This window comes from Enterobacter cloacae complex sp. 370H10, assembly GCF_050031535.1.
Taxonomy (GTDB): domain Bacteria; phylum Pseudomonadota; class Gammaproteobacteria; order Enterobacterales; family Enterobacteriaceae; genus Enterobacter; species Enterobacter intestinihominis.
The window spans coordinates 2,632,029-2,645,455 of sequence record NZ_JBLGWG010000001.1; the positions used below are offsets into that span (position 1 = coordinate 2,632,029).

At 53.8% G+C, this 13,427-nt stretch carries 13 protein-coding genes; 3 read left to right on the top strand and 10 right to left on the bottom strand.

Annotated elements, in window-relative coordinates:
* Positions 1 to 22: 22 nt before the first annotated feature.
* From acnA to topA, 6 genes are all read right to left on the bottom strand, one after another.
* Entirely contained in the window at positions 23 to 2,698 is a 2,676-nt protein-coding gene (gene acnA, locus ACQG2Q_RS12975; RefSeq protein ID WP_063849109.1) for an aconitate hydratase AcnA, read from the bottom strand.
* A 165-nt stretch (positions 2,699 to 2,863) separates the two neighbouring features.
* Positions 2,864 to 2,962: a small membrane protein YmiC gene (ymiC, locus tag ACQG2Q_RS12980; protein ID WP_032103392.1), complete on the bottom strand. Its 99-nt coding sequence runs from the start codon at positions 2,960 to 2,962 to the stop codon at positions 2,864 to 2,866.
* A gap of 137 nt (positions 2,963 to 3,099) precedes the next feature.
* On the bottom strand, positions 3,100 to 3,264 hold the full coding sequence (locus tag ACQG2Q_RS12985; RefSeq protein ID WP_162200559.1) for a hypothetical protein: 165 nt from the start codon (positions 3,262 to 3,264) through the stop codon (positions 3,100 to 3,102).
* 8 nt (positions 3,265 to 3,272) lie between these two features.
* Complete coding sequence (locus ACQG2Q_RS12990) at positions 3,273 to 3,413, bottom strand: YmiA family putative membrane protein (RefSeq protein ID WP_096168876.1); 141 nt, start codon at positions 3,411 to 3,413, stop codon at positions 3,273 to 3,275.
* 336 nt (positions 3,414 to 3,749) lie between these two features.
* Positions 3,750 to 4,724 carry an HTH-type transcriptional regulator CysB gene (cysB, locus tag ACQG2Q_RS12995; protein ID WP_006810844.1) on the bottom strand — a complete coding sequence of 325 codons (975 nt, stop codon included), beginning with the start codon at positions 4,722 to 4,724 and terminating at the stop codon, positions 3,750 to 3,752.
* A gap of 186 nt (positions 4,725 to 4,910) precedes the next feature.
* Positions 4,911 to 7,508, bottom strand: coding sequence for a type I DNA topoisomerase (topA, locus tag ACQG2Q_RS13000; protein ID WP_022648322.1), 2,598 nt, complete (start codon positions 7,506 to 7,508; stop codon positions 4,911 to 4,913).
* Positions 7,509 to 7,906: 398 nt separating this feature from the next.
* Here topA and ACQG2Q_RS13005 point away from each other — a divergent pair, with 398 nt between their 5' ends.
* Complete coding sequence (locus ACQG2Q_RS13005) at positions 7,907 to 8,158, top strand: YciN family protein (RefSeq protein ID WP_003856804.1); 252 nt, start codon at positions 7,907 to 7,909, stop codon at positions 8,156 to 8,158.
* Between the two features lie 35 nt (positions 8,159 to 8,193).
* Here ACQG2Q_RS13005 and sohB read toward each other — a convergent pair whose 3' ends face one another.
* Positions 8,194 to 9,240: a protease SohB gene (gene sohB / locus ACQG2Q_RS13010; RefSeq protein ID WP_032624125.1), complete on the bottom strand. Its 1,047-nt coding sequence runs from the start codon at positions 9,238 to 9,240 to the stop codon at positions 8,194 to 8,196.
* A 252-nt stretch (positions 9,241 to 9,492) separates the two neighbouring features.
* On the opposite strand from sohB, the gene ACQG2Q_RS13015 reads away from it, so the two are divergent.
* Positions 9,493 to 10,254: a YciK family oxidoreductase gene (locus ACQG2Q_RS13015; protein ID WP_022648324.1), complete on the top strand. Its 762-nt coding sequence runs from the start codon at positions 9,493 to 9,495 to the stop codon at positions 10,252 to 10,254.
* The gene (cobO, locus tag ACQG2Q_RS13020) at positions 10,251 to 10,841 is read left to right on the top strand and encodes a cob(I)yrinic acid a,c-diamide adenosyltransferase (RefSeq protein ID WP_046619712.1); all 591 of its coding nucleotides are present in this window, start codon (positions 10,251 to 10,253) and stop codon (positions 10,839 to 10,841) included. Before ACQG2Q_RS13015 ends, cobO begins: the two co-directional genes overlap by 4 nt.
* 35 nt (positions 10,842 to 10,876) lie before the next feature.
* Here the strand turns inward: cobO and rluB are convergent, their stop codons facing one another.
* From rluB to rnm, 3 genes are all read right to left on the bottom strand, one after another.
* Positions 10,877 to 11,752: a 23S rRNA pseudouridine(2605) synthase RluB gene (gene rluB, locus ACQG2Q_RS13025; RefSeq protein ID WP_003856794.1), complete on the bottom strand. Its 876-nt coding sequence runs from the start codon at positions 11,750 to 11,752 to the stop codon at positions 10,877 to 10,879.
* Between the two features lie 97 nt (positions 11,753 to 11,849).
* Positions 11,850 to 12,470: an L-threonylcarbamoyladenylate synthase gene (locus ACQG2Q_RS13030; RefSeq protein ID WP_003856793.1), complete on the bottom strand. Its 621-nt coding sequence runs from the start codon at positions 12,468 to 12,470 to the stop codon at positions 11,850 to 11,852.
* Positions 12,467 to 13,348, bottom strand: a complete 882-nt coding sequence (gene rnm / locus ACQG2Q_RS13035) for an RNase RNM (RefSeq protein ID WP_032622438.1) — start codon at positions 13,346 to 13,348, stop codon at positions 12,467 to 12,469. The genes ACQG2Q_RS13030 and rnm overlap by 4 nt, the downstream gene beginning before the upstream one ends.
* Between the last annotated feature and the right edge of the window lie 79 nt (positions 13,349 to 13,427).

The window sequence follows — 13,427 nt, forward strand, 5'->3', positions numbered from 1 at the left end:
CACTTCTGCCGGGCGAGTTTTATCAGTCCAGCATCTTTCGAATCACATAATGTAAAATGCCGTCGTTCTGGTAATAGGTTAGCTCTGTTGCCGTATCAATTCGACACCGACAATCCAGCACTTCTGTTGTACCATCTGCCCGCGTTAACTTCACCGGAACGGTTTTACCCGGTTGCAGATTTTGCAGACCGCTGATATCAATCTGCTCTTCCCCGGTCAGACCCAGCGTTTTACGCGTTATGCCCTGCGGGAACTCCAGCGGCAGGATCCCCATCCCGATCAGGTTTGAGCGGTGGATACGTTCAAAGGATTCGGCAATCACCACGCGAACCCCGAGCAGACGTGGACCTTTAGCCGCCCAGTCGCGACTGGAACCAGAGCCGTACTCTTTACCGGCAATAACGGCCAGCGGCGTACCCTCCTGCTGATACTTCATGGCTGCGTCATAAATTGAAATGACCTCTGTATCCGGCAGGTGGCGCGTCATGCCCCCTTCCACGCCCGGGACCATTTCATTACGAATGCGGATGTTGGCAAATGTCCCGCGCATCATCACTTCGTGGTTACCGCGGCGCGAACCGTAGGAGTTAAAATCGCGACGTTCCACGCCACGGCTTTGCAGATACCGACCTGCCGGACTGTCCGCTTTGATGCTCCCCGCTGGTGAGATATGGTCAGTGGTGACGGAATCGCCCAGCATCGCCAGAATGCGCGCGCCGTGAATGTCTTTCAGCGGTGCAGGCTCCGCCAGCATCTCATCGAAGAAGGGCGACAGACGAATATAGGTGGAATCATCCTGCCAGTCATAGGTATCGGAACCCACCACGTCGATCGCTTTCCATTCCGCTGTACCTTCGAACACTTCCGCATACTCTTTGCGGAACATCTCGGTGGAAACTTTCTCTACCGCGCGCGCAATTTCACGCGATGATGGCCAGATGTCTTTCAGATAGACAGGTTCATTTTTGCGATCGTGACCAATCGGATCGGTCGCCAGGTTAATGTTCATGTTTCCGGCCAGAGCATAGGCTACAACCAGCGGCGGCGAGGCCAGCCAGTTGGTTTTCACCAGCGGATGAATACGCCCCTCAAAGTTTCGGTTACCGGAAAGTACCGCGCCAACGGTCAAATCACCCTGCTTGATCGCCACTTCAATAGGCTCAGGCAGTGGACCAGAGTTACCGATGCAGGTCGTACAGCCGTAGCCCACCAGGTTAAAGCCCAACTCGTCGAGGTACGGCGTGAGTCTGGCCTGCGCCAGGTAATCGGAAACCACTTTCGAACCAGGCGCCAGGGACGCCTTAACCCACGGCTGTGGCTTGAGTCCCAGTTCTACCGCTTTTTTTGCCAGCAGCCCGGCAGCCATTAATACACTCGGGTTGGACGTGTTGGTACAGGAAGTGATAGCGGCGATCACCACGGCGCCGTCAGGGAGCTGATACTGATGCCCGTTCAGAACATAGTCCACAGGACGGTGATCTTTTTGCGCGGCGTTAACCTCCAGCTCATTGCTGGCGGCAAAGGCTTTCGGAACGTTGCTCAGGGCGACGCGGTCCTGCGGTCGTTTCGGCCCTGCGAGGCTTGCCTCAACGGTGCCCATATCCAGTTCCAGCGTGCTGGTAAATACCGGCTCGTCACCCGGGTTACGCCACATGCCCTGCGCTTTGGTGTAGGCCTCTACGAGCGCCACCTGCTCCTCGCTGCGACCACTGAGGCGCATATACTCAAGCGTAACGCTATCAATCGGGAAAAAGCCGCAGGTCGCACCATATTCCGGCGCCATGTTGGCGATGGTGGCCCGGTCCGCCAGCGGCAGTGAATCCAGACCATCACCATAAAATTCAACGAATTTACCCACCACGCCATGCTTACGCAGCATCTGGGTGACCGTCAGAACCAGATCCGTGGCGGTAATGCCTTCGGACAACTTACCGGTCAGCTTAAAGCCCACCACATCGGGAATGAGCATTGATACCGGCTGGCCGAGCATGGCCGCTTCCGCTTCAATACCACCGACGCCCCAGCCCAGAACGCCAAGGCCGTTAATCATGGTCGTGTGTGAATCGGTGCCCACCAGCGTATCCGGGTAAGCCACCCACTCTTTATCCTGCAATTCACTCCAGACGGCTTTGCCGAGATATTCCAGGTTGACCTGGTGACAAATGCCGGTGCCTGGTGGAACAACGCTGAAGCGGCTGAACGCCTGCTGACCCCATTTGAGGAAGACATAGCGTTCATGGTTACGTTCCATCTCCAGACGGACGTTTTCACCGAAAGCATCGTCGTCGCCGAAGTGGTCGACGGTGACGGAGTGGTCGATGACGAGGTCTACCTGTGAGAGCGGGTTCACCTTAGCCGTATCGCCCCCGAGACGCTTAACAGCTTCACGCATGGCGGCCAAGTCCACAACCGCCGGCACGCCGGTGAAATCCTGCATCAATACCCTGGCCGGGCGGTAGGCAATTTCTTTGTCTGCATGAGCATTTTTCAGCCACCCTGCCAGAGCCTGGATATCCTCCTCGGTAACCGAGTCGCCATCTTGCCAGCGCAAGAGGTTTTCCAGTAGTACTTTCAACGACTTGGGTAACCGCGAAATGTCCCCAAGCGTCCTGGCAGCCAGCGGTAAGCTGTAGTAGCGCCAGGTTTTATTTTCCGCCTGTAATGTGTCCTTACTGGCTTCGCGTAGGGTTAACGACATAAGCTCCTCCTTAAAAACAGGGATGTCCTGACAATCATCAGGGCTGTAATTAAAGATAACACAAAGATGTCGTAACGTTTTGATAACAACCCAAATTGATAAATTTAGGAATGGTCCAACGCGAGGGATTAAACAAAAAACCCCGCCGTGGCGAGGTTTTACGATTTAGTGTAAGGCCAGCCAGAGGAGCTGACACCAGAAGAGGATCGACGCTGAGAATACGCCGAGCCATGACCAGTATTTTACGGTTGTCATGTTATTCATCATAGGGACACCAGACTTTAATTATTTAAGGATGCGAGGTCTGCCCTCGTTCTATATTGCTGATGTGTATTTATTAAGGAGTACAAAAGTGCACAGTCTTTATTCAGACTATTTGCATCATTACGCAAAAATCAAAATTATTGTTTTTTGGGTTCGTCTTCTGCGAACACATCAATAAAGGCCTGCTGCTGTGGCGTCAGTTGCCAGGAGGCTGGCACGCTGGTTCCTGGCGCCTTACGCGCTTTGTGAGCATTGTCACGAAGCTGACACATCTCTTTTCTCGCGTCAGTACGCACCGTCATGACCATATTCAACCCCAATATTTCCAGACGAGAAGAGCAACAACCACCCAGAACAGGGCAGAGCCGAGAAAGACCGCCAGCCAGGCTTTACGCTTAAGCGCGGGATCCCTTTGCGGTTCTTCACTTCCTGACGGCATTGCTAACCTCATACAATCGATATCGCTTATCATTTAGAGACCAAACAATTGGCACAAGTAATCATCTGATGAGATAAATCCTAAAGAAACTTTAGCCGAAAAGCCAGTGAATTTACGAATCTGAGCCTGGGAAAATTCAATCTTTTGACCAGAAATAAATAATTGAAAAGAATAATTTGCACACCTGTAAATTAGTTTCTACTTTTGTCGCAAATTTGCGACAGTAAAACCCTATTCATCAAATGGGTTATGACGATATATGACAGTAGGCGCAGATGAGGTTAATTCTAATTTAGATTTAAAGGGGGAAACCGGTATCTTTCCAGAAGAGAAAGATACCGGGTGTAATTATTTGGCAGGAAGTTTGATGTCTTTAAACATCTCTTCGATGTCTTCATTGGAGCGTAACGCCACGGCCGTGTCGACCACGTCACGTGTTAAATGCGGTGCGAAGCGCTGAATAAAATCATACATATAGCTGCGAAGGAACGTGCTGCGACGAAAACCTATCTTGGTGGTGCTGTGGCTGAAGATATCATGCGCGTCCAGACGCACCAGATCCGGGTCTGATACAGGATCCACCGCCATGCTGGCAATAACGCCTACGCCCAGACCCAGACGCACGTACGTTTTAATGACGTCCGCATCCGTTGCAGTGAAGACGATCCGTGGCGTTAATCCGGCGCGGTTAAATGCGGTGTCTAGCTCAGAACGGCCCGTAAATCCGAACGTATAGGTAACCAGCGGGTATTGCGCCAGCTCTTCGATTGTCACTTCGCCCTTCCCCGCCAGCGGATGATCGGGGGTCACGACAATAGAGCGGTTCCAGTGGTAGCACGGGAGCATGACCAGATCATCGTACAGATGAAGAGCTTCCGTCGCGATGGCAAAATCAGCATTGCCTTTAGACACGGCCTCTGCGATTTGGGTCGGTGAGCCCTGATGCATATGCAGGGAAACGCGGGGATAGCGTTCGATGAAACCTTTGATCACCCCGGGAAGCGCATAACGCGCCTGCGTGTGCGTGGTGGCAATATAAAGGGAGCCTTTATCCGGCCAGGTATGTTCCCCGGCGACGGATTTAATGGCATCGACTTTGGAAAGCACTTCTCGTGCGATGCGAATGATTTCCTGCCCTGCCGGCGTGACCTGAGTCAGGTGCTTACCGCTGCGGGCAAATATCTGAATACCTAATTCATCCTCCAGCATACGCACCTGCTTACTGATGCCAGGCTGCGAGGTATAAAGACCTTCTGCGGTGGAAGAGACATTGAGGTTATGATTGACGACCTCAACGATATAGCGAAGCTGCTGTAATTTCATGCCAGACCATCCGATTTAGCGCATGCGTCAATCGCTTAATACGATTTGATAATAAGAAACGGGTTAACTATAACCACTATATCATTTATAGCCAGGCTGTATAGTACGGAACAAAAAATAATAACAACGTAATAAAAAAGGGCCGGAAGTCCGGCCCTTTCACAGGTAAGTTACGGTAAGGGAAGATTATTTTTTACCTTCAACCCATTTCCCGTCGACAAAGAAGGCTGACCAACCGGTCGCTTTACCCTCTTTCTCTGCCGCCACGTACTGCTGCTTCGTTTTACGGCTAAAGCGCACCACGGTTTTGTTGCCTTCCGGATCCTGCTGTGGCGCATCGGCCAGGTAACGCAGTTTCTCCGGCAGACGGTCGCGGAAGCGGTACAGCTCTTCTACCAGCGGCGCACGGGTTTCGCGCGATTTCGGGAAGGTGTTGGCCGCCAGGAATACCCCGGCAGCGCCGTCACGCAGCACGAAATACGCATCTGACTTCTCGCACGGCAGCTCAGGAAGCGGAACCGGATCTTCCTTCGGCGGCGCAACTTCACCGTTACGCAGGATCTTACGCGTGTTTTTACAGTCGTCGTTGGTACATGCCATGTACTTACCGAAGCGTCCCATTTTCAGGTGCATTTCGGAACCACATTTCTCACACTCAACGATCGGACCGTCATAGCCTTTAATGCGGAACTCACCTTCTTCGATCTCATAACCGTCGCAGGTTGGGTTATTACCGCAAACGTGCAGTTTACGTTTTGGATCGATCAGGTAGCTGTCCATCGCCGTGCCGCATTTCTTACAGCGGCGCTTGGCGCGCAGTGCGTTGGTCTCCGCATCGTCACCTTCCAGCACGTTGAGAACTTCGTTCTCCGGCACGAGGTTGATAGTGGTTTTGCAACGCTCTTTCGGCGAAAGCGCATAACCAGAACAGCCGAGGAACACGCCCGTGGTTGCGGTACGGATCCCCATTTTACGGCCACAGGTTGGGCAGTCGATGCTGGTCAGTACCATCTGGTTAGGCAGCATGCCGCCTTCTTCAGGATCTTTCTCAGCTTTCTCAAGCTGGTTGGTAAAATCGCTGAAGAAGCTGTCGAGAACTTTCTTCCACTCGGCCTTATGGCTGGCAACCTCATCGAGACTGTCCTCCATCTGCGCGGTGAAGTCATAGTTCATCAACTCACGGAAGTTAGCTTCCAGACGGTCGGTAACAATCTCACCCATTTTTTCAGCATAGAAACGACGGTTCTCAACGCGAACGTATCCACGATCCTGAATGGTCGAAATGATTGACGCATAGGTAGACGGGCGACCGATGCCGCGTTTTTCCAGCTCTTTTACCAGCGACGCTTCGCTGAAACGCGCAGGCGGCTTGGTGAAGTGCTGGGCCGGTACCAGATCAACCAGCGACAGCTCGTCGCCTTTGTTGACGGAAGGCAGCGTTCTGTCTTCATCACCTTTACGCAGCGCAGGCATCACTTTTGTCCAGCCGTCGAAACGCAGAATGCGGCCGCGCGCTTTCAGGCGGAAATCACCCGCGCCAACGGTCAGGGTAGTGGAGTCGTATTTCGCTGGCGTCATTTGGCAGGCCACGAACTGGCGCCAGATCAGCTGATACAGTTTCTGGGCGTCCGCTTCCATATCTTTAAGAGATTCCGCCAGAACGGAAACGTCAGAAGGACGGATCGCTTCGTGCGCTTCCTGAGAATTCTCTTTGCTGGCGTACTGATTAGGACTGTCCGGCAGGTATTTCTTACCGAAGTTGTCCTCGATATAGCCACGCACCATGCTGACAGCGTCCTGGCTCAGGTTGGTGGAGTCAGTACGCATGTAGGTGATGTAACCCGCTTCATACAAACGCTGGGCCATCATCATGGTTTTCTTCACGCCGTAACCCAGACGCGTACTTGCCGCCTGCTGAAGCGTTGACGTGATAAACGGTGCGCCAGGCTTGCTGCTGGTCGGTTTGTCTTCACGATCCAGCACCTGATAACGCGCTTTTTCCAGCAGCGCTACGGCGGCCATGGTCTGATCGCGATTTTCAGGACGGAACGGTTTATCGTTGTGGTGGCTCACCTGCAACGGCAGCGCATCGCCGCCCGGCGTGGTGACATTCGCATCCACTTCCCAGAACTCTTCCGGAACAAACGCTTTGATCTCGCGTTCACGTTCGACAACAAGACGAACAGCCACAGACTGCACACGCCCCGCAGACAGGCCGCGAGCGACCTTTTTCCACAGCAACGGCGAAACCATGTAGCCTACAACGCGGTCCATAAAGCGACGCGCCTGCTGAGCGTTAACACGGTCGATATTCAGTTCACCCGGCTTTTCAAACGCCTGACGAATCGCATTCTTTGTAATTTCGTTAAACACTACACGGCTGTAGCGTTTGTCATCACCCCCAATCACTTCCCGCAGGTGCCATGCGATGGCCTCCCCTTCGCGGTCAAGGTCGGTTGCGAGATAAATGTGGTCTGCTTTTTCAGCAAGCTGTTTCAGCTCGTTAACGACTTTTTCTTTGCCTGGCAGCACTTCGTATTGTGCATCCCAGTTGTGCCATGGGTTAACACCCATGCGGTTGACAAGCGCGCTACGTTCATCCTTTTTAGGCTTTTTAGCCCCTTTGGTGGAGGTAGAGTCTGCGCTCTTTTTGCTGGCTGAGCCACTTGTCGGCAAATCGCGAATGTGACCAACGCTGGACTTAACCACGTAGTCATTGCCCAGATATTTATTGATCGTTTTGGCTTTTGCCGGGGACTCAACGATGACGAGAGCTTTACCCATATTCACCTTTACCTAATTTAATTCTTCCAGGAATACGCCGCACGTTGATTTCCCTTCCGCTGACGACGAGCCATTGATATTGCGACGTCGTCAGGGGATATCAACCCCTTTGTCTTACCGAACGTCAGTATGGCGACATCCAGGTCATTGAGTTTTCGGGTATTTTTCTCACATCAAAGTTCATTCGTGACGAATTCCCGGTCGAATGTCAAGCAATTCTGTTGCCAGAATGACGAAAGCGCACACTGTACCTGATAAAATTCGTTACGCAACTTTATTAGCATGCAAAAGCAAATCCCGCCAGCCAGCCCCTGTTCCTTATACCCGCGAATAGCAGGGAAAATTTGCCCCCGAAGCGACCCAGGCGTAGACTATTGTCACTGTTTAAGGAGTGGAATATGCAGAATACGACCCAACCCATTGACCGAGCTTCACTGCTTATCGAAGCAAACAAACTCATTCGCGACCATGAAGACACCCTGGCGGGTATTGAAGCGACTGGCGTGGAACAACGTAATGGCGTGCTGGTGTTCAGCGGTGAATACTTCCTTGATGAACAAGGGTTACCAACCCCGAAAAGCACCGCCGTGTTTAACATGTTTAAATACCTGGCGCATACCCTCTCAGAGAAGTACCACCTGGTCGATTAAAACGAAAACGCGAGGCATCTGCCTCGCGTTTTTCTTTACAGCAGCGGCTTTTGTCCGCGCTGCAACCAGCGTAGCAGCAGGCGATCCGCGCTTTCTGCCGCACTATTGGTAAAACGGTCAAGCAGGCGCTTACGTCGGGTGAAGCGCACCCCCACCAGCTCACGGCCTTCCATCAGGTTGAGCAGGAGGTCGTCGCTGGTACCCACTTCATCCACCAGCCCTTTCTCCTGCGCCTGCGTGCCGTACCAGTGTTCGCCCGTAGCCACCTGCTCAATGTCCAGCGTTGGGCGCATGCGGTGCACGAAATCCTTGAACAAATGGTGGGTTTCGTTCAGATCTTCCCGGAACTTCTGCCGTCCCTCTTCGGTATTTTCGCCGAGCAGCGTTAGTGTACGTTTGTACTGACCCGCCGTATGCAATTCGATGTCGATCTCTTTATTTTTCAGGAAACGATTGAAGTTAGGGATCTGCGCCACCACCCCAATCGAGCCGATAATGGAGAACGGTGCTGCGACGATTTTATCCGCCACGCACGCCATCATATAGCCGCCACTCGCCGCGACCTTATCTACCGCCACGGTGAGCGGGATCTGTTTATCCCGCAGACGTTGTAACTGCGAAGCCGCCAGTCCATACCCATGCACTACGCCGCCCGGGCTTTCAAGGCGTACCACCACCTGATCCTGGGCTGTCGCCACGGCCAGCACCGCGGTCACTTCCTCACGCAGAGAGGAGACTTCATGCGCATCCATGCTACCTTTAAAATCGAGCACATAGACGCGCGGTTTTGCGTCAGCCTGTGGCGTGGCGAGCTTAGCTTTCGCCTTCGCGGCTTTGGCGTCCTGCTTATGTTTTTTCTTCTGGGCTTTTAGCCACAGCTTCTGTTGATGATCGTCAAGCAGCGCCAGAGACATCTCTTCCCGCATCTCTTTATACTGCTCGCTCAGGCGGGTAATGCGTAACTCACCACGCTGACGCTTACGCTGCGTCAGGTTGACAATCAGGACGGCAATCACCGCGACAGCAATAACCACCGTCGCGATTTTGGCCAAAAACAACCCATACTGAGAAAGTAATTCCACGCGTTCCACCTTGATTTAACCACGAATCTTTCACGCCAGTGTACAACAGCCCTGCGCAGGCGTCTCGCTCTGGACATTAGCTCTGCGAGGCGGCTTCAGGAATCCCCCGTTTCTGGTTTAAATCTTTGCAAATTGTTAATTTCCCAGCGTTCTGTCCTGTAGACTGATTGAATTCTGACGCGGTTTCGGGCATAAAGCCGAAAAGTCATAAATAAAGGTGCAAGTCACGCCCAATGCGCCTGAGGAGCCACCGTGCATTATCAGCCACAAAAAAACCTTCTACAGAACCGCATCATTCTGGTTACCGGTGCCAGCGACGGGATTGGTCGCGAAGCGGCGCTGACTTATTCTGAATACGGTGCGAGCCTTATTCTGCTGGGACGTAATGAAGAAAAGCTCAAAGCCGTTGCCCGTGAAATCGAAAACGCCGGCGGTACCCCCACGCCCTGGTATACGCTCGATCTGCTGACCTGTACGTCAGCGTCATGTCAGGCCCTTGCCCAGCGCATTAGTACGCATTATTCGCGTCTGGACGGCGTACTGCACAACGCGGGGTTACTGGGCGAAGTGCGCCCGATGGATGAACAGGATCCGGAGATTTGGCAGCAAGTGATGCAGGTTAACGTCAACGGGACGTTTTTCCTGACCCAGGCCTTGCTTCCTTTATTACTTAACTCAGATTCCGGTTCGCTGGTGTTTACCTCCTCCAGCGTGGGGCGTCAGGGTCGTGCGAACTGGGGGGCTTACGCCGCCTCAAAATTTGCCACCGAAGGAATGATGCAGGTGCTGGCCGAAGAGTATCAAAACCGCCATCTGCGGGTTAACTGTATTAACCCTGGCGGTACGCGCACTAAAATGCGTGCCAGCGCGTTCCCGACAGAAGATCCGCAAAAGCTTAAAACCCCGGCCGATATTATGCCTCTTTACCTGTGGCTAATGGGTGACGACAGCCGTCGTAAAACCGGAATGACATTCGATGCTCAGCCAGGCCGCAAACCGGGGATATCGCAATGAGTGAAGACCGTCATCAGCAGCGCCAGCAGCGTCTCAAAGAACAGGTTGATGCACGCGTGGCGGCCGCTCAGGACGAGCGCGGGATCCTCATCGTGTTCACCGGCAACGGCAAAGGCAAAACCACCGCCGCATTTGGGACCGCCACCCGCGCAGTCGGGCACGGTCAGAAAGTGGGCGTGATCCAGTTTATCAAGGGTGAATGGCCCAACGGCGAGCGTAATCTGCTCGAACCGCATGGCGTTGAGTTTCAGGTGATGGCGACCGGTTTTACCTGGGATACCCAGAACCGGGAAACAGATACCGCAGCCTGCCTCGCCGTCTGGGAGCATGCCAAAAGAATGCTCTCTGACCCGTCGCTGAACATGGTGTTGCTGGATGAGATCACGTATATGGTGGCCTATGACTACCTGCCGCTGGAAGCCGTGCTGGAGGCCCTCAGGAACCGCCCTGCACACCAGACGGCGATCGTCACGGGGCGCGGGTGTCATCGGGACATTCTGGAGCTGGCCGATACCGTCAGCGAGCTGCGTCCGGTTAAGCATGCGTTCGATGCGGGTATCAAAGCGCAAATAGGGATTGATTACTGAAGAAAAAAGCCCGGAATATTCACCGGGCTTTTAGATTAACCGTTGTTATTACGGCTGCCAGAGCGGCGATTGCTGCTAACCTGGCTGTGACGTTTAACCGCACGGCGGATCTGATTCGCCTTCATACGACGACGATCTTTCTCTACCGCCACTTTCGATGTGGTTTCTGGCGTCAGGCCAACCAGATCGCGCAGGTAGTTGGTTTGCGTCAGATCCAGCTCGGTATAGCCGCCACGTGGCAGGCCTTTCGGCAGCAGGATGTCGCCATAGCGGACACGAATCAAACGGCTTACCTGGACACCGACCGCTTCCCACAGACGACGCACCTCGCGGTTACGTCCCTCTGTCAGGGTAACGTTGTACCACTGGTTAATGCCTTCACCACCGGTAAACTTGATGGTTTTGAACGCCGCTGGGCCGTCTTCCAGCTGAACGCCACGCGACAGATCGCGCAGTTTGTTCTCATCAACCTGACCGAAGACGCGCACGGCGTATTCACGCTCCACTTCACGACTCGGGTGCATCAGGCGGTTTGCCAGTTCACCATCGGTGGTGAACAGCAGCAGGCCACAGGTATTCACGTCCAGACGCCCTACGGCAATCCAGCGGGCGCCACGCAGTTTTGGCAGACGGTCGAACACCGTCGGGCGGCCTTCCGGATCGTTGCGGGTACACAGTTCGCCTTCCGGCTTGTAGTAAGCCAGCACGCGGCAGATCTGTTCAGCGGACTCTTTCACGGAGATAAGATGGCCGTCAATGCGGATCTTCAGCCCCGGTACGATTTCAACGCGGTCACCGAGTGTGGCGATTTTACCGTCCACACTCACGCGACCTGCTTCAATAATGGCTTCGATTTCACGGCGCGAACCGTGGCCGGCACGCGCCAGCACTTTCTGTAACTTCTCGCTCATTGAGCTTCCTCAGGTGTCGCCTTCACAGGCGTCGAATCAGGTCAAAAACAGGGCAACGCCCTGCTTTGATGGCCGCGTAGTATATCTGCTTACACCCTTACAAGAAAGGCTTAACATCGCCCACGCCTTCACGAATCACTTCTGGCGCGTCTTCGGTGAGATCCACCACGGTGGTCGGTTGCTGGCCTAGATAGCCGCCATGAATAATCAGCTCCACCACTTTCTCCAGACGATCTTTGATCTCTTCCGGGTCGGACTCGGTAAACTCACTGCCCGGCAGCATCAGCGAGGTAGACAGCATCGGCTCGCCGAGGGTTTCCAGCAGCGCCTGGGCAATCGGGTTCGACGGCACGCGCATGCCGATGGTTTTACGTTTTTCCTGCAACAGACGACGCGGCACCTCTTTTGTCCCTTTCAGAATGAAGGTGTAGTTTCCCGGCGTGTTGTTTTTGATCAGGCGAAAGGCCACGTTGTCGACATACGCATAGGTCGACAGCTCAGAGAGATCGCGACACATCAGGGTGAAGTTGTGGCCGTCCGGCAGTTGGCGGATTCGACAGATGCGCTCCATCGCCCCTTTATCCTCGATTTTACAGCCCAGCGCGTAGCCAGAATCGGTTGGGTAGACAATAACGCCACCTTTACGGACGATTTCCACAGCCTGATTAATCAGACGTGGCTGTGGGTTATCCGGATGGATATAGAAAAACTGACTCATACTTCCCTCTCTTCAATTTGCTGTGGCTGTTCCCAGAGCTGCCAGACGGGCTCAACGCCAGCGGGTAACCAGAGCTTGCGCCCCAGTTCAATCCACGCGCAGGGCTGATGGAAATCTGAACCCTGTGACCCAAGCAGGCCAAACTGACGGGCGTAGGTCGCGAGCTGCGAACGCTCATTGGGTGCCTGCTGACACTGGGCAACTTCCATCGCCTCACCGCCGGATTCGGCAAAGTGGGCCAGCAACCTTTTCAGCCATTTAGCAGAAAGATTATACCGCCCCGGATGGGCCAATACGGCCTTACCACCAGAATGATGAATCACATCAATAGCTTGTTTTATTGTACACCACTGGGGAGGAACGTATCCGGTTTTCCCGCGCGCCAGATACTTTTTAAACACATTCGCCATGGTCGTCGCTTTACCGGCGTCAACCAAAAAACGGGCGAAATGGCCGCGCGTGACCGCCCCACCGTTCGCCAGCTTGCGCGCACCTTCCAGCGCACCGGGGATATGCGCCTTCTCAAGACGTTCGCCTATCAACTCCGCGCGTTGATTGCGTCGTGCTTTTTGTTCTTGCAAAAATGCGCACATTGCCGGATGTTCTGTATCAATATTCAGGCCAACGATGTGAATTTCGTGGTTTTCCCAGAGCGTGGAGATCTCGACCCCGGGCACCAGATTTAGCGCCAGCCCGCTTCGGGCAATCTCGGCGCGCGCGGCGGGGATGGCGTCTGTTGTGTCGTGATCGGTTATTGCCAGCGTGCCGACACGCATTTCAACGGCGCGATGGACCAGGGCTTCGGGCGTCAGCAGGCCATCTGAAGCCTGCGTATGGCTGTGTAAATCATAAATTACGGCGTAGGTGGTATCGCTCAAAGCACTTCCCATAACAGTCTGGAGACATCCGAAGCACCTATGATACCGACTTACCGCGAAATACTGAAATCAGGGGTTG

Excerpts from the sequence above, each read along its gene's own strand:
- acnA (WP_063849109.1), bottom strand. The coding sequence starts at position 2,698 with ATGTCGTTAACCCTACGCGAAGCCAGTAAGGACACATTACAGGCGGAA.
- ymiC (WP_032103392.1), bottom strand. The coding sequence starts at position 2,962 with ATGAATAACATGACAACCGTAAAATACTGGTCATGGCTCGGCGTATTC.
- ACQG2Q_RS12985 (WP_162200559.1), bottom strand. The coding sequence starts at position 3,264 with ATGACGGTGCGTACTGACGCGAGAAAAGAGATGTGTCAGCTTCGTGAC.
- ACQG2Q_RS12990 (WP_096168876.1), bottom strand. The coding sequence starts at position 3,413 with ATGAGGTTAGCAATGCCGTCAGGAAGTGAAGAACCGCAAAGGGATCCC.
- cysB (WP_006810844.1), bottom strand. The coding sequence starts at position 4,724 with ATGAAATTACAGCAGCTTCGCTATATCGTTGAGGTCGTCAATCATAAC.
- topA (WP_022648322.1), bottom strand. The coding sequence starts at position 7,508 with ATGGGTAAAGCTCTCGTCATCGTTGAGTCCCCGGCAAAAGCCAAAACG.
- ACQG2Q_RS13005 (WP_003856804.1), top strand. The coding sequence starts at position 7,907 with ATGCAGAATACGACCCAACCCATTGACCGAGCTTCACTGCTTATCGAA.
- cobO (WP_046619712.1), top strand. The coding sequence starts at position 10,251 with ATGAGTGAAGACCGTCATCAGCAGCGCCAGCAGCGTCTCAAAGAACAG.
- rluB (WP_003856794.1), bottom strand. The coding sequence starts at position 11,752 with ATGAGCGAGAAGTTACAGAAAGTGCTGGCGCGTGCCGGCCACGGTTCG.
- ACQG2Q_RS13030 (WP_003856793.1), bottom strand. The coding sequence starts at position 12,470 with ATGAGTCAGTTTTTCTATATCCATCCGGATAACCCACAGCCACGTCTG.